This is a genomic window from Massilia sp. TWP1-3-3, from assembly GCF_049897805.1.
In the GTDB taxonomy this organism is placed as follows: domain Bacteria; phylum Pseudomonadota; class Gammaproteobacteria; order Burkholderiales; family Burkholderiaceae_D; genus Telluria_A.
Window position 1 is genome coordinate 59399 of the sequence record NZ_JAFCWX010000025.1, and the last position, 22019, is coordinate 81417.

Annotated in this window: 17 protein-coding genes; 3 read left to right on the top strand and 14 right to left on the bottom strand. The window is 65.0% G+C overall.

The genetic code is table 11. From position 1 onward, the window contains the following. Positions 1-125 precede the first annotated feature (125 nt). Positions 126-830: an ABC transporter ATP-binding protein gene (locus ACP7D4_RS21030; protein ID WP_426211133.1), complete on the top strand. Its 705-nt coding sequence runs from the start codon at positions 126-128 to the stop codon at positions 828-830. After that, a complete protein-coding gene (locus ACP7D4_RS21035; protein WP_426211134.1) occupies positions 823-3228 on the top strand; it encodes an ABC transporter permease in 2406 nt (801 codons plus the stop codon). Before ACP7D4_RS21030 ends, ACP7D4_RS21035 begins: the two co-directional genes overlap by 8 nt. A gap of 477 nt (positions 3229-3705) precedes the next feature. On the opposite strand, the gene ACP7D4_RS21040 is transcribed toward ACP7D4_RS21035, so the two are convergent. After that, on the bottom strand, positions 3706-5355 hold the full coding sequence (locus ACP7D4_RS21040; protein WP_426211135.1) for an alpha-amylase family glycosyl hydrolase: 1650 nt from the start codon (positions 5353-5355) through the stop codon (positions 3706-3708). Beyond that, entirely contained in the window at positions 5352-6530 is a 1179-nt protein-coding gene (locus ACP7D4_RS21045) for an acyltransferase family protein (protein WP_426211137.1), read from the bottom strand. Before ACP7D4_RS21045 ends, ACP7D4_RS21040 begins: the two co-directional genes overlap by 4 nt. A 35-nt stretch (positions 6531-6565) precedes the next feature. Between ACP7D4_RS21045 and ACP7D4_RS21050 the strand changes: the two genes are divergently transcribed. Next, the gene (locus tag ACP7D4_RS21050; protein ID WP_426211138.1) at positions 6566-7036 is read left to right on the top strand and encodes a heme-degrading domain-containing protein; all 471 of its coding nucleotides are present in this window, start codon (positions 6566-6568) and stop codon (positions 7034-7036) included. Here the strand turns inward: ACP7D4_RS21050 and ACP7D4_RS21055 are convergent. Genes ACP7D4_RS21055 through ACP7D4_RS21110 form a run of 12 tightly spaced genes read right to left on the bottom strand, consistent with a single transcriptional unit; the run spans position 7033 to position 22019 of the window. Continuing rightward, positions 7033-7800, bottom strand: coding sequence for a phytanoyl-CoA dioxygenase family protein (locus tag ACP7D4_RS21055; protein WP_426211139.1), 768 nt, complete (start codon positions 7798-7800; stop codon positions 7033-7035). The two genes, ACP7D4_RS21050 and ACP7D4_RS21055, sit on opposite strands and share 4 nt — an antisense overlap. Then, positions 7793-10210, bottom strand: coding sequence for a TIM-barrel domain-containing protein (locus ACP7D4_RS21060; RefSeq protein WP_426211141.1), 2418 nt, complete (start codon positions 10208-10210; stop codon positions 7793-7795). Before ACP7D4_RS21060 ends, ACP7D4_RS21055 begins: the two co-directional genes overlap by 8 nt. Positions 10211-10218: 8 nt before the next feature. Continuing rightward, on the bottom strand, positions 10219-11694 hold the full coding sequence (locus ACP7D4_RS21065) for a glycogen synthase (RefSeq protein WP_426106000.1): 1476 nt from the start codon (positions 11692-11694) through the stop codon (positions 10219-10221). After that, positions 11682-13007, bottom strand: coding sequence for a hypothetical protein (locus ACP7D4_RS21070; protein ID WP_426211143.1), 1326 nt, complete (start codon positions 13005-13007; stop codon positions 11682-11684). Before ACP7D4_RS21070 ends, ACP7D4_RS21065 begins: the two co-directional genes overlap by 13 nt. Before the next feature lies 1 nt (position 13008). After that, on the bottom strand, positions 13009-13920 hold the full coding sequence (locus ACP7D4_RS21075; protein ID WP_426211145.1) for a carbohydrate kinase family protein: 912 nt from the start codon (positions 13918-13920) through the stop codon (positions 13009-13011). Beyond that, positions 13917-14939: an ROK family protein gene (locus ACP7D4_RS21080; RefSeq protein WP_426106004.1), complete on the bottom strand. Its 1023-nt coding sequence runs from the start codon at positions 14937-14939 to the stop codon at positions 13917-13919. The genes ACP7D4_RS21075 and ACP7D4_RS21080 overlap by 4 nt, the downstream gene beginning before the upstream one ends. Then, the gene (locus ACP7D4_RS21085) at positions 14936-16042 is read right to left on the bottom strand and encodes a sugar phosphate nucleotidyltransferase (protein ID WP_426211147.1); all 1107 of its coding nucleotides are present in this window, start codon (positions 16040-16042) and stop codon (positions 14936-14938) included. Before ACP7D4_RS21085 ends, ACP7D4_RS21080 begins: the two co-directional genes overlap by 4 nt. Continuing rightward, the gene (locus ACP7D4_RS21090; protein WP_426211149.1) at positions 16035-18011 is read right to left on the bottom strand and encodes a glycogen/starch synthase; all 1977 of its coding nucleotides are present in this window, start codon (positions 18009-18011) and stop codon (positions 16035-16037) included. The genes ACP7D4_RS21085 and ACP7D4_RS21090 overlap by 8 nt, the downstream gene beginning before the upstream one ends. Continuing rightward, positions 17998-19311 (bottom strand): phosphotransferase, encoded by a 1314-nt coding sequence (locus tag ACP7D4_RS21095; RefSeq protein ID WP_426211151.1) that lies wholly within the window; start codon positions 19309-19311, stop codon positions 17998-18000. Before ACP7D4_RS21095 ends, ACP7D4_RS21090 begins: the two co-directional genes overlap by 14 nt. A gap of 2 nt (positions 19312-19313) precedes the next feature. After that, the gene (locus tag ACP7D4_RS21100) at positions 19314-20111 is read right to left on the bottom strand and encodes an ABC transporter permease (RefSeq protein WP_426211153.1); all 798 of its coding nucleotides are present in this window, start codon (positions 20109-20111) and stop codon (positions 19314-19316) included. A 1-nt stretch (position 20112) separates the two neighbouring features. Continuing rightward, positions 20113-20982, bottom strand: a complete 870-nt coding sequence (locus ACP7D4_RS21105; RefSeq protein WP_426211155.1) for an ABC transporter permease — start codon at positions 20980-20982, stop codon at positions 20113-20115. Between the two features lie 11 nt (positions 20983-20993). Beyond that, positions 20994-22019 (bottom strand): ABC transporter ATP-binding protein, encoded by a 1026-nt coding sequence (locus ACP7D4_RS21110; RefSeq protein WP_426211157.1) that lies wholly within the window; start codon positions 22017-22019, stop codon positions 20994-20996.

Consider the following 22019-nt stretch of genomic DNA (forward strand, 5'->3'; position numbering starts at 1 on the left):
TGTTTCCCGCGCTGATGGATACACAAGCGCGTCAAAAAGCGGTGCGCTTGACACATTCAGGATACCTGTCCCGGTTCCAATGGTGCTCATGCCATCCCACCGTTGCCCTGCCCTATGAAAGCATTATGAAAAAACCCCTGATCACCCTGAAAGAGCTGGAGAAACGCTACGACACCAGTGCCGGTTCGTTCAGCGCGCTCAAGCGCATCAACCTCGAAGTGCAACGCGGCGAATTCGTGGCCGTGGTCGGCAAATCCGGCAGCGGCAAGTCAACGTTGCTCAACCTGGTGGCCGGCATCGATGCCGTCAGCGCGGGCGAGGTATGGATCGACAATTGCCCGGTGCACCGTATGAACGCGTCGGAACTTGCAAGCTGGCGTGGCAAGCACATGGGCGTGGTGTTTCAATTCTTCCAGTTGCTTCCCACCCTGACCGTGGCTGAAAACGTGATGTTGCCCATGGACTTTTGCAAAACCTGGCCGCGCGCCGAGCGCGGCGCGCGCGCATTGCGCTTGCTGGCCAGGTTGGGCATCGTGGATCAGGCCGACAAACTGCCCAGTGCCCTTTCTGGCGGCCAGCAGCAACGCGCCGCCATTGCGCGCGCCTTGGCCAATGATCCGTCGATCCTGGTAGCCGACGAACCGACCGGAAACCTGGACACAGACACGACCGTCGGCATCATGCAACTGTTCGCCTCGCTGGTGGCGGAAGGCAAAACGGTGCTGATGGTCACCCACGAGCGCGACTTCAGCCCCTACTTTACTCGCATCATTACGTTGTGCGATGGCGCCATTGAAGCGACGACGTCTAGCCGGGTGCAGCATGCTTAGCCCGCGCTGGATCAAATTGCTGCGCGACGCCCAAGCCACGCCGGGCCGCATTGCGCTGATGGTGCTGGCCATTGCCGCTGGCGTGTGCGGCATGGCTACCATGCTCAGCAGCTACACCATCCTGAGCCGCGAAACCACCCGCAACTACCTGGACACCAATCCCCCCTCGGCCACGATGCAGCTGGACCGCATCGACGCCCCGCTGATGGCGGCGGTGCGGCGCTTTCCTGGCATTGCTGACGCCCAGGCCAGTTCGATCGTGGGCGCGGCCGTGCAGGTCGGCGCCGCCTGGCTCCCGCTCACCATATTTGTCGTCGATGACTTTAGCGCGCTGCGCATCAACACCGTGTACCGGGAGGCCGGCGCCTGGCCGCCGCCACCGGCCACGCTGCTGCTCGAACGCGACGTGCTGCCCATGATGGGAGCGCGCATCGGTGCGCCGTTTAAGGTCAGAACCGCAGACGGCGTGCAGCATGCGCTGGCCATTTCAGGCACCTTGCACGACCCGGCGTTGCCACCGGCCAGCCGTGGTTCAACCGTGTATGCCTACGCGACTGCGGCCACCGTGGCCGGCATGGGTCTGGATGGCGACTTGCGCCAGCTTAAGCTGAAAGTGCGCGACCGCCCCTTCGACATCGAGGCCATCGAAGCGAGCGTCGCCCCGCTCGCGCTATGGCTGCAAAGCCAGGGCCGCAGCGTCGAGCAGATCCGCATTCCGCCGCCAGGCCAGCACCCGCACCAGAAAGTGATGTCGTCGATCACGTTCATGCTACTCATTTTTAGCGGCATCGCGTGTGTCCTGAGCGCGATGCTGACGGCCACGATGCTAGGCAGCATGCTGGCGCAGCAGACGCGCCAGATCGGCGTCATGAAAACCATCGGCGCGCGCACTACCCAAATTGCTGTGCTGTATCTGTCGATGGTGCTCATGATAGGCCTGTTGGCGACAGCGCTTGGCACGTGGGCCGGTCTGGCCGCCGGGCGCGCGTTTTCTGCCGTGGTGCTCAGGCAAATCTTGAACTTCACGATGTTCAGCGACGCGCTGCCCTGGTCTAGTTACCTGTTGCTGGCCGCCACCGGTGTGCTGGTGCCGCTGCTGCTGGCAACCGTGCCTATTTGGCAGGCAAGCCAAATGACGGTGCTTGCCGCCATCACCGATTTTGGCAGCGCGCGCCAGGATTACCCCGTCCGCGCTCGCTGGCTGAACTTGCTTCCTTGGCTGGACCGCAACTTGTTGATGGCGCTGCGAAACAGCTTTCGGCGTCGGAGCCGCCTGCTGTTCATCCTCGCCTTGCTGGCCATGGCGGGCGCCATGTTTGTCAGCAGCGTGAACGTGCGCAAGGCCTCGCAACAACATTTGGTGGAGGCGGCACTGGAGCGCCACTATGATATGGAAATCGCGCTCAATCGCTTTGAAGCGATCGACGCGGTGTGCGCCATCATCGGTGCGGTGCCCGGCGTGGCGCAGGTCGAGCCGTGGAACAGCAGCGCCACCAGCAAGGCGCGCGCTGACGGTCTGGAAATTGAACGTGTCTATCCTGACGGTGTCCACGGCAGTTTGAGCATGGCGGCGCCGCCGCTATCGAGCACGATGCTCAAGCTGAGCATGCGCGAAGGCCATTGGCTTAGGGCAGACCAGCCCGGCACAGTGGTGCTCAACAGCGCGGCATTGGATTTCTTCCCGCATGTGAAGGTCGGCGACGACATCAGCTTGGCCAGCCACGGCAAAGTAGCGCGCTTGCGCCTGGTGGGCATCGCGCGCCAAGCCATGGCGGCGGCCACGGCCTACGTTACGCCAGCAAGCTATGCCGACCTGGCCGGGCAGGCAGGACGCGCCAGCACGTACCGGGTAGTGATGCGTTCCCATGACGAGCGCAGTATCGCGGTGGTGACTGCTGCTGTCGAAAAGGCGCTGGCGCAAAATCGTATCGGTACCCGCATCAGCATCACGGAAGTCATGCTGCGCAAGGACAGTGATGGACATTTCGACTTGCTGATCGCGGGGCTATTGTTCATTTCTGTCCTGATGGCACTGGTTGGCAGCGTCGGCCTCGGCTCGGCCATGAGCAGCAGCGTGAGCGAGCGCAGCCGCGAATTTGGCATCATGCGCTGCATTGGCGCGCGCTCCGGTGTGGTGCTGCGCAATATTGTTTGCGAGGGCGTGTTTATTGCACTGCTTAGCTTGCCGTTGGCCATCTTGCTGGCTTTGCCCATGTCGGCGGCGATCGGCACCTTTTTGGGCGAAATGCTATTTGGCGTCGCCTTTCCGCTGGTGCTCTCTGCCAAAGCCGTGTTGATCTGGATTGGGTTGGTCCTGGCCGGCGCGGTTATAGCGTCTGCAGTGCCCGCTTGGAAGGCATCGCGTTTCACTATTCAGCAATCACTGTCGCATCTTTAAAGGAAATGTCATGAAAAAATCACTGTGTACCCTGTTTATTGTTGTACTGGGCTTGCTGGCCATCTATAGCGCCGCGCAATTTGTCGATGTCACAGAGATTGTCGCGCGCTTGCATGGCGGGTAGTCTGGCACCGAGGAACTGGCGGAATCTGCGGCGTGAGCGAGAATATTGTGCTTTTCGGCAATGTAATGAGGGGGGAGCTGTTAACAATGGACCGTCAGTGCCGCGGCTTGAACAATGAAATGAAGGAATCTGTTCGCTTCAATCCGCACTAGCGCCCGGACGGTACACAAAACGCGGTCGACTCAATCTCCAAGCTTGTGGACTCGGGGGCAATCCTGGCGGCGCGATGATGACTTAGAACTAAGCAATGGCCTGCTCAACCGCTTGATAGCGCGATGGTCCTGCCCGACAAAAAAGGAAGCCTCAGCCTCCTTTTTTGCGCAACCCCGCCCTCCTCTTTTCAGGTAGCGCCCCTACGCTTGCGCGATCAGCAAAATGGCGCTAGCTGCTGCAAACACCACCTTACCGCCCGCCACCGTGGCGCGCTGGCCGGAATACCAGTCCTTCACCACCTGCCCGTCGCGAAACACACCGCCCACCGGGATCGCAATCGGCTTGTCGCCGCTAAGCCCGAGCGCTACCACCACGCGGTCGCTCACCTCCGCGGACTCAAAGGTCCGCTTGAAAACGTAAGGAGACGCCTGCAACATCTGGTGCACGCCGGCGCCAACCGCTATATGCGCGCGGCGGAACTGGCCAAGGCGTTGCCAATGCTGGTGGATGCGTTTCGTTTCCGGATCGTTGGCCAGCGCGTCCCAGTTCATGAACGAGCGCAAGGTGGCATCACCCGGCGCGCTTGCCACCACCAGCGAGCGGGCGGTCTCGTCCCCGTAATAGATTTGCGCCGCGCCCGGCGCCAGCAGCAGCTTGGTGGCAGTTTCGAAAGGACGCTTGCGGGTCGGGTCGAACGGGCTGTCGTCGTCATGCGAACTCATATAATTGACCACGCCCCTCCCCTTGAGCGGCCCCTGCAACAGCGCCGAATAGCTGGAAAACAGCGTCTCCTCGTCGGCCCGGGCGTCGCTTTTCATGCTGAAATTGATCAGCGCGTCGAAGCCGTAGTCGAAATAGTTGATGCGCATGCCGCCGCCGATATCGAACAACTGCCCATGACCGATCGCATAGTTGTACACCTCGGCCATCATGTAGAACTTGTCGTCGCCCAGTTTCTGGCGCGGATGGGCGCCTTTCCACTCTTCATAGGCCGTACTCGCTTCGCGCTTGAGTTCCTTCCAGGCGATGGGATCGACGTGCTTGACCGTATCGGCGCGAAAGCCGTCAAAGCCGTACTTGCGCACCCAATCGGCATGCCATTTGATCAGGTAGTAGCGCGGCGCGCGCGCATAGCCGGTGCGCGCGAAGAAAGCGTCGAGCTCGGCCGTTTCGCGCTCGTAGCGCCCTTCGGCCTTCCATTTCTGCACCAGCGCGGGCGGCAACGCGACCGCCGTGTTGCTGTCGGTGCGAAAATCCGGCAGATTGGGCACCAGCATGCACTCGACCGTGCTGCGGTAGTCCTTGTAGCTGCACACGGGATCGGTCCTGACCCACTCGGCCGGCCACACCGGGTCGACGGCGGTCACAGGGCCGGTCTGGTTCATGACGACGTCGAGCAGCACGCGGATGCCGTGCGCGTGCGCCGTATCGACCAGCGTGTGCAGCTCGGCCGCCGTGCCGACATTGGCGTCCACGCTGGTAAAGTCCTTGGCCCAATAGCCATGGAAGCCGTACATGTCGCCCCTGCCGTCGTCGAGCGCGCCGTGTATCTGCTCGACCGGCGGCGTGATCCAGATGGCGTCCACGCCCAGGCGGCTGAAATAGCCATCCTTGATCTTGGCGCTGATGCCGGCCAGGTCGCCGCCGGCAAAGGAACGCAGCGGCGCACCTTTCGCCTTGCGCCCGTACGGGAAGTCGTTGCTCGGGGCGGCGTTGTTAAAGCGGTCGGTAAACGCCAGGTAGATGGTGGCGTTGTTCCACGAAAATGGCGCCTGCGCCGCTGCGGGCAGCGCGCTGGCCAGGGCTAGGCCGCAGGCGACGGCTGCGTTCAAAAAATGCTTGCTTGTCATACGGTCTCGCTTGTCAGTTGTTGTGGTGTGGCCGGTGTTGGAGTGGATGGTGGTGGCGTGGCGCGCCCTCCCGTGAGCAGTGCCGATAGCGTTGGTGCCCAGCGCGTCATTGCGCGTCCGGCCAGCACACACACGCCGATGCTGCCGGCCGCGCTACCGGCGTAGACGGCAAAGCGCATCGCATCGGTGTTGCCAAACACGGCCAGCGCCGCCTGGGTCGCCAGGTTCAGCAACGGCACGTGCAGAACATAGACGATGAAGGCGTGCGATGCCATGCGCAGCGCGGCCGGCGCCGGCGCCGCGCCGCGCATGACGCGGTCGTAACCGAACCAGACCACGGCAATGCCCATCACCTGGCTGAGGCGGTACAGCGCGATGATGGCCAGTGGCCGGGAAACGTCCCAGTGCGCGAACGCGAGCCCGGTTTTCAGCGCGATCACGGCGAGCCACAGCACGGCCCACCAGCGCAACCGGAACCAGCGCGGCGCCTGCTGCACGTCGGCCCCGCAGTGGGCCAGCAGCAGGCCGGCGGAAAAGAACAGCAGCCCTTCCCCTTCGACCAGATAGAAATCGGCGCCGTTGAAAAACAACACCGCGAACCCGGCAAACATGAGCGCGACCAGCGCGCGCGGCAGCGCAAAGGCAGCAATGAGCAAGGGCGCCAGCAAGCTGCACACGAACAGGTCGCGCAGGAACCACAGCTGGAACGCCACCGGGTACACCACCGCCCGCGTCCACCATTGGCTGGCGCTGTAGTCGGCCAGGCGGGTGGTGGCAAACGGACCAATCGGGTTGGCCTGCATCAGCGCCCACATGAAGTCATTTTGCTGTGCCAGCCAAAATACGAACAGGCTGACGGCGCTCCACAGCAAGTACGGCAAGGCCAGCGTGCGCAGGCGCGTCAGCGCCAGATCGGCAAACGCGCCGCGCGCCTTGCGGTAATTGAGCCAGCCGGACACCAGGAAGAAAAAGGGAATGCCGTAGCGCGCCACCCCGTTCGAAATGAACAGCTGCGCCCAGGCGTTCCAGTTCTCGCCCGTCTTGACCAGCTTCCATGAATGCAGCACCCGTTCCGGCTGGTTGTAGGCGTGGACCAGCACCACCATCACGATGGCGAGAAAGGACAGGATCTTGATCTTTTTACTCAGATAATCGGTCATCGGGGAATTGCGCATGTAGTATTCATACAAGATTGTTTTCGGGAGTTCAAATGGAAGACCTGCACCTGCTCGCGGCCGAGCTTCTGCAACAGGAACAAGCCTTGCAGTTCGTCAGCTTTGGCAACGCGCTGGCGCTCGACGCGGGACTGCGTCTGATCGAGGCGGCCAAGCGCGCCGGCAAGCCGATCGCCGTCGACATCAGCCGCAACGGCGCCCAGCTGTTTTTTCATGCCATGGCCGGCACCACGCCCGACCATGTCGAATGGATCGCGCGCAAGAACCGGGTGGTCGAGCGCTACTGCCACAGTTCGCTGTACATGGGTGCGTGCTACCGGGCGCGCGGCACCACCTTTGAAGCGCACACCGGCCTGGACGCGCGCGTGTATGCGGCTGCCGGAGGCGCTTTTCCCATGCTGCTCAAGGGCGGCATCTGCATCGGCACCATCACCGTCTCGGGCTTGTCGCAGGAACAGGACCACGCGCTCGTGGTCGACGTGCTGCGCCAGCTGGCCGGTCACTAGCGGCCCTGCGCCACGATGCGTCCGCCGTCGAGGAAAGCGATATCGTTTTCCCACGGCGTGCCATCGTTCTTGCAGATCACCTCTTCCGAATACTGGGCCAGGTAGACGCGCCGCATTTTGCCGCTGAGATTGGGCCCGCTGCGGTGGAAGGTGGTGCTGGCGAAGCAGGCGATGGTGCCCGCCGGCCCCACCACCGGTACGCCCGGCTCGCGTCCGAAGTAGCCGACCATGTCATTGGTGGCCGGCTCGCGTTCATGCTTGACCCAGGTGCGAATGCCGCTCACCGATTGCGGCAGCAAGTACACCGTGCCGTTCTCTTCGTCAACGTCGTCCAGCGCGATCCAGCACGTCATGAAGGGCTTGACCTTGTGGCCGATATAGCCGCTGTCCTGGTGCCACGAGAAACGCATGTCGCCCTCGGCGCACTTGATCACGTACTGCTCCCAGAACAAGTGCGCCTGCTGGCCCAGCGTGGCGCGGCACAGCTCGGCCATCAGGTCGCCGAACAGGAAACTTTCCAGCGCCGGGCGCTGGCGGAACACGTTGGCGGCGAAGTAGCGCCGGTTGCGGTGGCTGATGCCGATCATGTCGGTCTGCAGCGCGTCCATCTGCGCGTCCATGCGGTCGATGGAAAACTGCGCTTCGGCGCGCAGCAGCGCCAATTGTTCGGGCGACAGCGCCGACTGGAGGAGGAAATAGCCGTCGTTGCGGAACTGTTCGATGTGCTGCTCGGTGATGCCGTAGTTGCCTGGTGGTTTAGTCATGCTTGCTTTCCTTGTTAACGATGCGCACGGTGCGGGTGGCGCCGGCGGCCAGCGTCAGCGTGCAGCTGAGCACCTTGCGCGCCGGATCCCAGGCGGTGGCCACTGGGCCGCCGTCGAGCAGCACTGTGTCCGGCGCCGCCTCGACGTTGTGTACTTCGAGCGTGATGGCGCGCGCCGGCCCGCGGTAGGCGGCGCCCGGCGCGCTGGCGATGCGGATCGACAGTGTGCCGTCCGCGCTTTCGCTGGCGAACTTCAGCAGCTCGAACTGCCCCTGCTCCCAGGCCTGTGCGGTATGGCCGTCGTCGTCGTACAGCTGTCCGGCTGACGCCTTGACGGCGCGGTCGTGGTAATAGCGCAGCGTCAGCTCGCTGCCGGTATAGGCGTCGGTGCTGGCCATAGGCGGGGCCATCGGCAGGAAAGCGCCGGCCCGCACAAACACCGGGATATGCTCGTCGACCACGGGCACCAGTTCGCTGCCGCCGCCCGCGTGGCGCTGGCCCGTATAAAAGTCGAACCAGCTGGCCGTGGCCGGGAACACCACCTGCTGTTGCCGCACGCCCGCCGCGAGGATGGGCGTGACCAGCAGCTCGCGGCCCCACAGATACGTGGCCGACAGCGTACGCAGACGCACGTTGTCCGGCTCTTCCATCATCAACGGGCGCATCAAGGGCATGCCGGTGCGGCTGTTTTCGAACGCCAGCGTGTAGTTGTAAGGCAGCAGCGCGTAGCGCAGCTTGATCGCTTCGCGCGCCAACGCCAGCGCGCGCGGCGCGCGGTAGACCGGTTCGGACGGCACCTCTTCCTGCGCGTGGGGGCGGAACACGGGCTGGAACACGCCGTATTGCAGCCAGCGGGCATACAATTCGTCGTCCAGCGTGGGGCCGACAAAGCCGCCCAGGTCCGAGTGCATGTAGGCCAGTCCCTGCATCCCCATTTGCAGCGCGATTTCGGGCTGCGGCTGCAGGCCGCCCCAGCTGCGGTTGACGTCGCCCGACCACGGTATCAAGCCGAAGCGCTGGGAGCCGGAATAGCCAGCCCGCATTAAAATGAAGGGCCGCTCTTTCGGAAACTCCTTGCGGTAGCCTTCCGCGATCAGCCCGGCCCAGGCGTGGCCATAGATATTGTGCACCTGGTTCGCCGTGCCAGTGGCATGCAGCAAGTCGGCCGGGTGGACTTCCGGTTCGCCCAGGTCGCCCCACCAGCCGCGCACGCCCATCTGGTGCAGCCGGCGGTAGGTATCCCATAGCCAGCTGCGCCCGGCATCGCTGAAGATATCGACCAGGCCGGTGTTGCCGAAATAGAAATCGTAGGTGTACGGCGCGCCGCTTGCGTTGGTGGCCAGCGCCTTGTGCGTGACCGCGTCCTGCCAGCGCTGCGACGTGGTCAGCACGAACGGTTCGGTGATCAGGACGGTCTTCACGCCGGCCTTGGCGAAGTCGCCGATCATGCCTTCCGGGTGGGGAAAGGCGTCGCGGTCGAAGGCCAGGTTGCCCATGCTGCCCTGGATCTCCTTGCCGAACCAGTACAAGTCGAACACGATGGCGTCGAGCGGAATGTCTTCGGCGGCGAAGCGCGCCACCGTGGCGCGCGCCTCGTCCTCGCTGTGGTAGCCGAAGCGGCTGGCGAAGTTACCCAGCGCCCAGCGCGGCGGCAACGGCTGGCGCCCCGTCAGCGCCGTGTAGCTGTCGAACAGCTCTTCCCAGCGTGCGCCGGCGATCACCTGGTACGTCTTGCGCCCGCCGCCCGACTCGTAGCGCAGTACGTTGCGGTGCTGCTGGTCGAGATCGAGCCAGCCGGCCGTCGCGTTGTCGAAATGGATCATGTAGCGCTTCGAGGAGAGCACCAGCGGCATCGTGTAGTTCAGCAGCTCGCTGCGGTTTTCGTAAGCGTAGTGGGCCTTGTTGTACAGCTGGAGCCGGTGGCCGCGCCGGTTCATGCCGAGCGCGCGCGCGCCGCCGCCAAACAGCGCCTCGTCGGCGTCGAGCGTGAAGTCGACGCTCTCGCCGTCGGCGCCCTTCTGGTAGCCGCCGCGTTCAACCACCAGCGGGCGGCCCTGGTAGGAATAGGCGATCTGGAATGGCGCGCGCGAAATCGTCACCACAATGCCGGCAGTGGCGTATTCAATCCGCTTGGCGTTCTGGCGCAGCGTGGTGCGCACCGCCTGCGGCGCGGCCACCACCGCGTGCGATGGCGGCGCCGGCTGGTCGCCGGTGGCGATGAAGGTGGTCTGGACCACGCGATCGGAATACGCGGTGAGGACGTATTTGCCGTCGCTGGTGGTCAGCTCAAGGCTGCCGGCGCGCTCGCTGACCGCTTTGAGCGTACGCTGGGCAGGTCCGGCGTGGGCCGGCGCCGGCGCCACCAGCGCTAGCGCGACGCCGGCCAGCAAGGGAGTGGCAAGAATGGTCATGGCGCTCCTTAAACGGGAATCTGGTCGATGGCGCGCGTCGGTGCGGGGGCGCGGCGCAAGGTGTCAAACAGGGCAAGGTAAGCGTCGATCGGCCCGTTCCAGCTGCAGTCGTGCTGCATGCAGTTGGCGACGATGCGCGGCCACACGGCGCTGTCGTGGTGGGCCTGCAGCGCGCGCCGGATGGTGTGCATCATTAGCCAGGTGCTCTTGAAGTCGAAACTAAAGCCCGTGCCAATGCCGGTGGCGCTATCGAACGGCACCACCGTGTCGCGCAGGCCGCCGGTGGCGCGCACGATCGGCACGGTGCCGTAACGCATGCTGATCAGTTGCGAGATGCCGCCCGGCTCATAGCTCGATGGCATCAGGTACATGTCGGCCGCAGCATACAGCCGGTAAGCGGTGCGCTCGTCGTAGTGCAGGTAGACGAATTTGTCGGGCCGGGAGGCCGCCAGCTCAGCGAAAAAATGCTCGAAAATGGGTTCGCCGTCGGCGCAGGCGACGATCTGGATATCTTCGTCGAGCAAACCATTGCCGACCGCCAGGCGCAACAGATCGACGCCCTTTTGCGTCGTCAGCCGGTTGATCCAGCCCATCAACGGCACATCGGGCCGCACCGGCAGTCCCAGTTGCGCCTGCAAGGCGCGCTTGTTGGCGGCCTTGCCCTCGGCCACGTCGCCCTCGCCGTAGTTGTGCAGCAAGCGCGGGTCGGTGCGCGGATCGTCGACCTGCACGTCGAGCCCCTCGCCCACGCCGTGGATGGCGTCGCGCCGGCGCAGCAAGGCGTCCGTTAACGGATCGTAGCCGGGGCTCTGGATCTCGAGCGCATAACTGGGGCTGGAGGTGACGATCATGTCGGCGTAATGAATGCCGATCTTGAGCAGGTTGACGTAGTCGTAAAAGGCCAGGTCCGCAGCTTCCAGCTCGGCCCAGTCCACGCCCAGCAGCTCGCACACCTGCTTGGGGAAGACGCCCTGGTAACGCAGGTTGCGAATGCTCAGCATGACCTTGCTGCGCGATAGTTCCTGGTGGTCGTGGAAGCGGGTGCGCAGCAGGAACGGCAACAGGCAGGACAACCAGTCGTTGGCATGGAAGATATGCGGCGCGAACACGCCGCGCGCGGCCATCTGCACGATCGCTTCGTTAAAGAACAGGAAGCGCTCGGCTTCGTCCGGGTAGTTGTACAGGTTCTCGCGGTCGAAGTAATGGTCGTTGCCCACAAAATAGATCAGGTTGCCGCCATGTTCGAGCAGTTCAATCTCGCAGCGGCGCGTCACGCCTGCCACGGTGATGTCCCATTCGCCCACCTTGTGCAGGCGATCGGCCATGCTGCCCAGCAGGCGGCCGAACTTGGGGGCGACGATGCGGGCGTCGACGCCGCGCTCGCGCAAGTGCTTGGGAAACGATTGGGCGACATAGGCCAGCCCGCCGGTTGAACTGAACGGCGCCAGTTCCGAGGTAACGAATAACAGTTTCAAAGGCTGCATGGGATGCTCTCCGGTGAAGTCGAGGCGCCGGCGCCAAGTAGCAGGCCGGCGAAAAATAAGGCGATCGCAGGGTCGAGCGCGGCCAGGCGTTCGAAGTACAGCGCGCTCCGGGGCGCCGATGCGATCATCGGGTTGGCCAGACAGGCGCGCAGCACGGCGCGGCCGTCGCCGCTGCAGATACCGGCCAGCAGCGTCGTTTCAGCGCGCTTCATGGCGCGGCAGTAGTCGAACAGCACGCTGCGGCGCAGCGCCTGCGGCAACGCCAGCGCGCGCGCGCCGGCGGCGTCGACCATGGCATTGGCTTCCACCACGCAGTGTTCCAGACCAAGGTCGAATACATCGCCGGTGGCCAGGTTGACGATCGCCTCGCCAGGCCGGCGGCCCAGGCACAGCGCCAGCAGCGGCACCACCGCCAGTTCGTACCAGGCGCAGTCGCGCTGCGCCAGCAGCGCGAGCAGGCGCTCGGCGCCGGCGCCGGCGGCCAGCAGGCGCTCGCAGTCGCGTTCGATATCCAGCAGCGTGCCGGCGCGGTTACGCTCGGCGCTCTGGCGCGCGTGCAGCCGCGCCGGATCGAACACCATGTTCCAGGACGGCACCACCAGGTAGTCCAGCCAGCGCTGGGCGCCGATCGCCAGCGCAAAGCCCCCGGCCAGCAGTTGCTCGAGCCGCTGCCGGCCATCGACCCGTACCTCGTAGACGAAGGCGAAATGGTTCAGGCCGAAGTAGCCGATCTCGACGCGCTCGGCGCCGAGCTTGAAATGGTCCGCGATCTTGTTGCGAAACACTGCCGGATAGTCGCAAATACCGATCGCCGAACGCGGCCCCAGCGTGTTGACCAGGTGCTGGGTGACGATCGAGCACGGGTTGGTGAAATTGATCCAGCGCGGCTGGTGGGCGCGGCCGATCAGCGGGGCCAAAAACGGCGCCATGCCGCTGATCGTGCGCAGCGCGTTGCTCACGCCGACGATGCCTAGCGTTTCGTCGGCCGCAAAGCCGCACGCGATCGCGGTGCGCTCGTCCAGGTCGCGCTTTTCCAGGCCGCCGAAGCGGATCTGGTTGAACACAATGTCGTAGTCCTGTTCCACGCAGCTGGCGTAGTCGGTCGCAAAATCGACCTGGCAGGCGCCCGCCACCTCGGCGCCGGCGCGCACCAGGAACGCCAGGCGCTCGGCCGAGCGGCCGAACAGGGTCACGCGCTGCAGCGCGTCCCATAGCCCGGCTGCGGACATGGCCTTGAACAGCAGCAGCATGTACAGGCTGCTGCCGCCCAGTACCAGCATGCTCTGACGTGGGGGCGTCGATTGCAGCGCCATGTCAGAGCGCCGCCGTGGCGGCGTAGTCAAGCAGCTGGCCGCGCGTGAGGAAGCCCTCGGCCGTGCCTTCGATGCCGCAGGCGTAGGCACCTGCCACCGCGCCCAGGCGCATGCAGGCGTCGCTGCCCATGCCATTGAAGTGGCCATACAAAAAGCCCGACACATAGGCGTCGCCGGCGCCGTTGGAGTCGACAATCGTGCGTCCCAGCTGGGCACAGCCCATGTAGCGCGGCGCGCTGTCGCCGCGGCGCAGCAGGTAGCTGCCCTGGTCGCCGGCCATGGCGACCACGGTCTGCGCCCTGCCCTGCTCCAGGATCGCGCGCATCACTTGTTCGTGGCGTCCGCCCAGCGCCGCCGTGCTGACAAACACCAGGTCCGACTGCAAGGCAAAATCGCGGTGGTAGTCGCTGGCGCCGTCCCAGTCGTGCAGGTCGGTCGAGACCGTCACGCCAAGCGCGCGCGCATCCTCGTACAGGTCGCGCGCCCAGTTCATGATCGAGAAGTGGGCGTGGCGCGCGCGCCGCAGGAACGGCAGGTAGAACGCGCTGTCCATGCGCAGTTCGTGCGGATGGCGCCCGTCATACAGCGACAGGCGCCGTCCGCTCGGGTCGACCAAATTGACGCTGCGCCGGGTGCCGCTCGGGTGCACGATATAGCTGAAATCGAGGCCGGTGTCGCGGTAGCGCGCGTGTATCAGCTCGGCCTGGGCGTCGGCGCCGATGAAGTCGACCAGCTTGGTGCGCAGGCCAAGCGCGTGGCTAGCCAGGGCCACGCCGTTGCCGGTGTGGGCCACGTAGTCGCGCACCGGTCCCACGTGGATCGAATCGGCCAGCGGCAGCGGCAGCGCGGGAACCCGCACAATGGTGTCGATGCCGACCCCGCCCACCACCAATACATCGTAGTCATGCTTCATAGCGTTTCCCTTTCTTGATGCGCCAGCGTATGGCGCAGGTAGCGACCGGCGCCGGTCAGGCCGTGGTCGTCGTCTTCTTCGGTCATTTCCAGCACATCGGCGACGGCCTCCGGCGCCACGCCGAACAGGCCGATGGTGCGCAGTTCGGCTGCCAGCCATTGGTGGTATAGCTCGCCCAGCGCCAGGGCAAAGCCGCCCATGAACAGGTAGCGCCGCACGCCGATGGCCGCATAGATGGTGGCGATGGCGCGCGCCATGAAGCCGATCCCGTGCCGCACGCAGCCGGCGGCAAAGGCGTCACCGGCCTTGGCCGCTTCGACCAGGTGGTAGGTGGTGATGGCGTCGGCCTCGCCGCCGCACAGGCGCGCCAGCAGCGAGGCCGCAAATGCGTCGGGATCGGCAAGCGCGAAGCGGCGCGCCACTTCCAGCGTGCCGCGCCCGGACGCGAGCGCGCCAAGGTGGCCCCGTTCGCCGCAATCGCACAGCGGCGCATCGGGGCCGAAGTCAACCCGTAAGTGGCCGATTTCACCGCCGAAGCCGTCGCCGTTGACCAGCGTCTGGCCGTCGTAATACACCTTGTTGCCGATGCCGGAGCTGACCGTGATCAGGCAGAACGGCTCGTCGACCTGCTCGCTGTAGCGCCAGGCGGCGGCAGTCACGTCGTTGAGCAAATGGACCGGCATGTCCAGCGCCGCGGAAAGGCGCGCGCCCAGCGCCAGCGGGGCGCCGGTCTTGCCCCAGATGGTTGGCGCGCCGACCACCCGGCCATCGGGCGCCACCGGGCCGGCAAACGAGATGCAGGCGGCGGCCGCCGGCGCGCATGCGCGCTGGGCCGCGATGCAGCGCTGCAGCTGCTCGAACACCTTGTCCTGAAGCTGCGCCAGCGTCAGCTCGGGCCAGCCGATGAAGTTGTCGGTCGGCTCGCGGCGCGTGTTCGACAACACGCCGCTGGCCGGATCGTACAAGGCGCTGCGCAGCGTGGTGCCGCCCATGTCAAGCACGATATAGGCGCCGCTCATGAAGCCTCCAGCTGGATCACGTCCAGCGGATCGGGGACACCCGGCTGGTCGGACGCGAGCACGATCGCGTTGTCCAGGCGCGTGCCCGGCGCCACCACGGCGCCCGGCATCACGATGCTGTTGCGTATGACGGCCGAGTCGGCGACGCGCGCCCCGGGGTACACGATGCAACGCTCGATGCTGGCGCCGCTGTCGAAATCGGCGCCGACGATGGCTTGCCTCAGGCTGCCCTGGGCGGCCACGTAGCGGCGCGCCACCTCGGGCGCGATCGTCACCGGCAGCTGCGAGAGCGCCATTGTCGGCGCCGCGTCCAGCATGCGCAAGTTGGCGCGCAGGTAGCGATCAACCGTGCCGATGTCTTCCCAGTAGTGGTCAAAGCAAAAGCCCTTGATCGTTTCGCCGCCGGCCAGCATGGCGGGAATCACGTCGCGGCTGATGTCGTGCTGCCAGTTGCTGCCGTCGAGCAGGGCCAAGTAGCGCTGCAGGACTTCGGCATTGAATACGCACACGGCAGAAAACACGGTGTTGGCGGTCGGCGCCGCGGGCTTTTCGACGAAGCTGCGCAGATTGCCCTCGTCGTCGAACTGCACCATGCCGAACAGCTTGACGTACTCCAGTTCGATCTCCTGGTAGCCGATGGTGAGCGCGGCGCCGCTGCGGCGGTGATGGTCGAGCATCGGCTGGTAGTCGAACTGGTACACATGGTCGGCATGCAGCACCATCACGTCGCGCGTGGCGGGACCGAAGATATAGGGCGCATTCTTGATCAGCGCATCGGCCGTGCCGCGTTCGGTCGGGCGCTGCACCCGCTCCAGCGTGGCGTCCACGTTATCGGCGCGCACGCCCTGGTAGGCGCCCAGGTGCACCTGGAAACCGGGCCCGCTGCACCAGGTCTCGAGCATGTAGCGCAGCAGCTGGCCAGTGTTGTACTGGGGCATGAGCAGCACTTCGCTGGCGCCGCTGCGGCGCGCGTTTTCGATACTGAAGTCGATCAGGTGGCAGGCGCCGCCAAACGGAATCAGGGGTTTCAGGCGGCCGTGGCCCAGGCGTCCCATGCGCACGCCCATGCCGCCGGCCAGCAAAGTCAAGCGGGTTTCACGCATGGCCGCTCCGGTCCCAGCATACGCGCCCGTTGGCCAGCGTCAGGCGGAAATACAATTCACGCTCGACCGGCTGCTGCGGCAGCGCCACTTCAAACTGCGCGCCATTGGCTTGCATCGGGACGCACTCGAAGCGGTCAACGCCGGCGTCGAAGCGGGCGAACAGCTCCACGCCGCGCACGTGCTCGTGCCGGTACGACACCGTATTGGATGCCACGCTGAAGCGGCGCGCGAGCCGCTCGGACAGGGCCGGCGCGTCCAGCTGGCCGGCCAGCGCCGCGCAGGCATCGAAATCGGCGCGCGCGTAGGCTTGTTCGAACTGCTGCGCGGCGCGCGCGGCCGGCGCTTCGGTATCGGCATGGCGCGCCAGGCGCTCGGCCTCGGCCCGCTCGAATACGTCAAGGTGGGCGCGGGCCGCCATCTCCCACGTAAATTGGGATGCCACCGCGCGCGCATTGCGCACCAGCTTGCGGTAGCACGGCTGGTCGTGGCGATACAGCGCGGCCGCCTCGATGATGCGCTCGGCCAGCGCTTGCGCCAGCAGCGGGTCGTCCTCGGCGAACGAGCGGTTCACGGCCAGGCCGGTGGCGCGCGGGTGCGTCACCGGCAGCGCGTGTTCGAAGTGGCTGGTGCCTTCCTGGGCGGTGGCGATCGGCACTGCGCCGCACAGCATCGATTCGCCCTGCGCGATGAGGAAGGTGTCCATTTCGAACTTGGACGGAAACAGGCTGAAGTCGGCCGCACTGGCATACTGCATCAGCGTTTGCTCGCTGACCATGCTCCAGTCGAGGTGAATACTGGCGGGGAAGCGCGCCTTGACCTGATGGAAGTACGGGTTGTCGATGCCGGTGCCGGAAATGCAGCGCACGATGAAGTTGAGCTTCGGATCGCGCTCGAGCGCCTGCTCGATGGCGCGCATCAGCTCGACCTGCCCCTTGTGCTCGACCGCGTAACGGGCGTTGTGATAGAAGGTCGGGTTGGCCGGGTCGAGCCCGAGGCCGCGCAGCACGTCGTCGCGCGCCACGCTGGCCGGGTCGAACTGGTGCCAGCTGTCGCTAATGGCGCACCAGCCGACGAACAATTTGCTGCGATGCTCGGCCAGCACCTTGGCAATGGCCAGTTGGCCGAACAGCTGCTCGAACGGCGTGTCGGCAAAGCTGGTGTAAAAGCGCAGCTGGCCGGGCGAGAGGAAATCGACATAATCGCTGTAGGCGACGATTGGCGCTAGCAGGTTCAGATAGTCGTCCCGGTACGGATAGTAAAGATGGGACGCGGGCAGGTGCTGCTCCATGCAGCGCAGCAGCGGATCGCTGCGGTCGAGCCGGTCGTCGAACTGATCGAGGTCGGCCTCGATGCCAAGCAGGGCAAGCAGGCGCGCCACCTTGGGTTTGTAGACCTTCTTGTTGACCGGCATATTGCTTTGCACGGTACTGACCATGATCCGGTCTGGGTCGTCGCGGAAGGCGAACGGCATCAGATATTGGTAATACGGCTCATGCGCGTGGATCAGCAAAGGCTGGCCGGCAAAGTGCTTCTGGATGAACTTGATGCAGTCGACCTGGAACGCGAGCGGCTTGTAAAAGCCGATGTCGCTGCCCTTGCTCTGGTAGGGCGGATAGCAGGTGTCCGGATACAGGCGCAGCATCTCGTTGTCGAGGAAGTAGACGTCGATGCCTTCCAGCGTCATCTTGTAGACGCTGGTCTCAAGCGGCACCTCGACTTCGCTCTGGCCTTCCCACACCAGGGGATCGAGCACCAGCGGCAAGCGGTAAGCGTGGCGGTAATCGACCGTTTCAAGCTGGTAGTGGCTGGCCAGGTAGTCGAGCCGGCCGTTGGTGGCGGTGATGATCGATACCCGGTGTCCGGCCGCGACGAACTGGCGCGACAGGTTCCACATATAGACCGAAATGCCGCCCTTGAGCAGATTGAAATCGAAACCGCCTGATTCGAAATAGCATTCAACGATATGCACGCGTGCCCTCCTTTGGTAAATGTAAAAATTGTTTGATCAGCGAACAGAAGTCGATGCAGCGGTAGTAGGGCCGCTGATGATCGTAGTTGTATTCGAGTTCCTGCAGCAGGCGGGCGAAGTAGAAGCGCCGCCGCGCCGCGCTGGCGCGTTCCGGGCCGCACAGGGCGGCGCGCACCTGCGTGCGCCACTGTCCGGCGCGCTCGACCAGCGGCGCGCTGGCCCCGATCAAGCCCTGCATGGCCAGTTGCTGGTCCTGCCCCGTGTGTTGCGACAGCGCCAGTGCCGCCTCGTCGAGAAAAAAATAGTCGAGCGCGCGTTCCAGCGCGGCCCAGTCGAGCAGCTTGCTGCTGGCGCGAAAGCGCGCCTCGTCCTTTGTCAGCGCAAGCGGGGAAAAATCGATCAGGCGGCGCTGCGTGCCCTCGGCCTGCACCAGCAAATGCGACAGGTGCAGGTCGCCATGGCAGGCGCTGGCGCGCAGGTCGTTTGCTGCGCCGGCCGCAAAGCAGCTTGACTCCAGCTGGTCGAACAACCGGGCCACGCGGCTGATAGTCTCAGGCCCGAGCAGCGCGTCGCGGTGCAGGTGCTCGCGCAAGCGGTCCAGGCGCGCGCGGGCATCGGCGCAAAAGGCGGCCAGGTCGAAAGCGGGAGCGGCCGCGCCGCCGCCAAAAGTGCGCTCGATGGTGTCATGGAAGCGCCCGAGAAAGTCGCGCCAGCCCGCGAGCTGCTCCAACAAGTGCGGGTCGGCCTGGTGCCCGTCGCCGGACCATAGCGCGCGCAGGTCGCGGCTCATGGCGGCGTACACGCCCTCGCCTTGCACGTATTCGGTCACCAGACCGAGCACCAGCTGCTCGCCATTGGCGCCACGGTAGAGGTAGCCGCCCAGGCAGCGCGCCAGCACGCCGGGCGCGGCCTGGTCCAGACGCATGCTGGCATCAAGTTCGATGTTGCCGGGCGCAAGTTCACGATACACTTTATGCACCAGCGTGTGCACTAGCGGCGCGGCGCCGGCCACCAGGCGGCTGACGCAATTGCTCGATGAACCGGTGTCGCGCGCCGCCAGCGACCAGGGCAGCGCCGGCAGCACTGAAGCGGCTTCGAATTCGATCACGCCATGCCGGGTCGGAACGCGCCCGCATGCGATCAGCCGGCCCAGCACCTCTTGCTGGAACAAGGGCTCGGCCAGCACGTCGCGGCTGCCGGAGACGGCAAAGAAACGCAGCGCGCCAGCGGTACCGGCAATGCCGATCCGCACCGGCGCCGACAGGCCGTCAATGGCCACGTCATCGACAATATCGTCCATCCTCAGCTCCCCGTCATGTCGTAGCGTTCGATACCGGCCAGCCATAGCCGGTAGGCGGCGGTAAAGCTGAGCAGCGCCACCACTGGCGTCCAGTACACCAGCGTGCAGTCGTCGTGCAGGATGTACAGCACCGGCACATAGGCGGTAAAGGCGAACGGCAGCACCCACAACAGCGCGAACTGGATCGCGTGGTGGAAGATATCGAGCGGGTACTTGACGAAGCTCGATAGCTGGTAAGCGGCGTTCATGGCTGGCAGGCTGTTGACGGTCCAGAAGGCGAGCGAGGCGAACGCCAGCTTGACCGACAGGTAGATGAGCGCTGCCGACAGCACCAGCAGCAGCACCATCAGCGCCTTGGTCGGGCTCATCGCGATCGGCAGTGAGCCCGCCGCGTAGATGGCAATCGCGATGCCGGCGCCGATTTCGCCCAGCCCGTCAGGGTAAAAGAAGCGCTCCGACACCAGGTGGAACAAGGGATTGATGGGGCGGATCAGGTACTTGAAGAATTCGCCGCGCTGGATCAGCTTGCGGCCCAGTTCCCACAGCTGGTCCGAGAACATGTGATCGAGTCCGCGCGGGATCAGCGAAAAGCCGAACAGGAACAGCACCTGGTGGTAGCTCCAGCCTGAAATTGTGTTCACGTGCCGGAACACCAGGTAGATGAACAAGGCGCGGGTCGAGACCGACACGACGAAGCCGAAGGCGCCAATCAGGAAGTCGGCCCGGTACTGCATCAGTTTGCGCAGAAATACGCCGCCCAGAAACACGGACAGGCTCAGGTAGTGCTTGTAAGTGTGCATGCTAGCCTCCCACCGCATCGAGCCGCTTGCCCAGCTGGCGCCACAGGGCGGCGCAGACGGCGCCCAGCAGCAGCACCCAGCACAGCTGCTGTCCGATCAGCGCCGCCGCCGCGCCCAAGCCGCCGGCCTTGCCCAGCAATAGCGCGACCGGCGTGTGAATCATCGACTGGAACGGCAGCCAGTCGGCCACCTGGCGCAAGGGCGGACTGAAAAAGCTGAGCGGAATCAGATAGCCCGACAGGATGCCGACGGTGGCCGTTTTCATCATCTGGATGCCCCACAGGTTGGTGGTGACGAAGGCCAGCGCCCCGACGCAGGCGTTGAGCAGAAAGCCGATCAGCAGCGCCAGGGTGGCGCTGACGGCAAACAGCAGCACGTCGGGACCGCGCGGCATTGTCAGGCCAAACAGCACGGCGCCAAGAGCGCACAGGGGCAGGCCGACCAGCACGCCGTTGCTCAGCACCGTGGCCAGCGAGGTGAAAAACTTTTGCACCGTGTAGCTGACCGGGCGCACGAAGTGGATCAGAATATCGCCGCGCATGATGTCGGCGGCGATCTCGTGATCGACCCGGTTGTCGAGCATCAGGAACAGCAGGTTGCTAAACAGGAGGTAGCTGGTCATGTCGGCCAGCCGGAATCCGGCCAGCACCGCGTGGCCGTCAGCGCCGTAGATGGCGCGCCACAGGTACAACTGGGCCAGCAGGCTGGTGGCGCTGGCCACCAGCGTGAGCACCAGGCTGGCGCGGTAGGCAAGTTGCGCCTGCAGTGCGCAGGCGGTCAGCAGGCCGTAACGGCGCAGCGTCGTCATGATGCGGCTCTCTGTCATCCCGCTCTCTGTCATGCCGCTCTCTGTCATCCCGCTCTCTGTCATGCTGCCCTCCGTCATGCCGCCCTCTGGTTGGGCATGCCGGCCTGGTAGACGCCGCGGATGATCTCTTCGAGGTCGGGCGCGAGCGAATAGAAGTCGACGATGTCGAACTCGCGGAACAGGTGCGCGATCAGGGCCGGCAAGTCCAGCGCGTCGCGCCGAAAGTCGATGCGCGCCCTGCCCTGCGCCTGCGGCGTGACCGCGTCGATCGCCGGGAAATGCTGCGCCAGCCGGGCCAGCGCCTCGGCCGCCGCCGGCGCCGGACGGTAGTCGAACAGCACCGAACGGCGCTGCTCCATGCTATTCAAAGCGGCCACCGTGCCCTGGTAGACCACGCGGCTCTTGTCGATCAAGATCAGGTCGTCGCAAATTTCGCTGACGTCATCCATGTCATGGCTGGTCAGCACGATGGTGGTGCCCACTTCCTCGTTCATGCGCCGGATCAGGGTGCGGATGGCTTGCTTGAGAATGGCGTCCAGGCCGATGGTCGGCTCGTCGAGAAACACCACGCGCGGGTCGTGCAGGAAGCTGGCGGCGATCTCCACCCGCATGCGCTGGCCCAGGCTCAGTTTGCGCACCGGCACTGCAGCCAGCTGGTCGATGTCGAGCAACTCGCGAAACAGGCGCATGTTCTTGTCGTAGACGGCCGGTGAAATGGCGTAGATGCGGCGCAGGATGGCGAACGAATCGGCTACCGGCAAGTCCCACCACAGCTGCGAACGCTGGCCGAACACGACGCCGATATTGGCGGCGTTGCGCACCCGTTCGCGGTATGGCACCACCCCGGCCACTTCGCAGCGCCCGCTGGTGGGCGTGACGATGCCGGCCAGGATCTTGATGGTGGTCGATTTGCCGGCGCCGTTGGGCCCAAGGTAGGCAACCCGCGCGCCGGGCGCCACGTTGAACGAGATATTGTCCACCGCGCGCACGATGCGGTGGCGGCGCGAGAACAAGGTCGACACGCTGCCCCACAGGCCCGGCTTGCGCTCGTACAGTTTGTATTGCTTGGTCAATCCCTCGACCCGGATAATCGGTGCCAT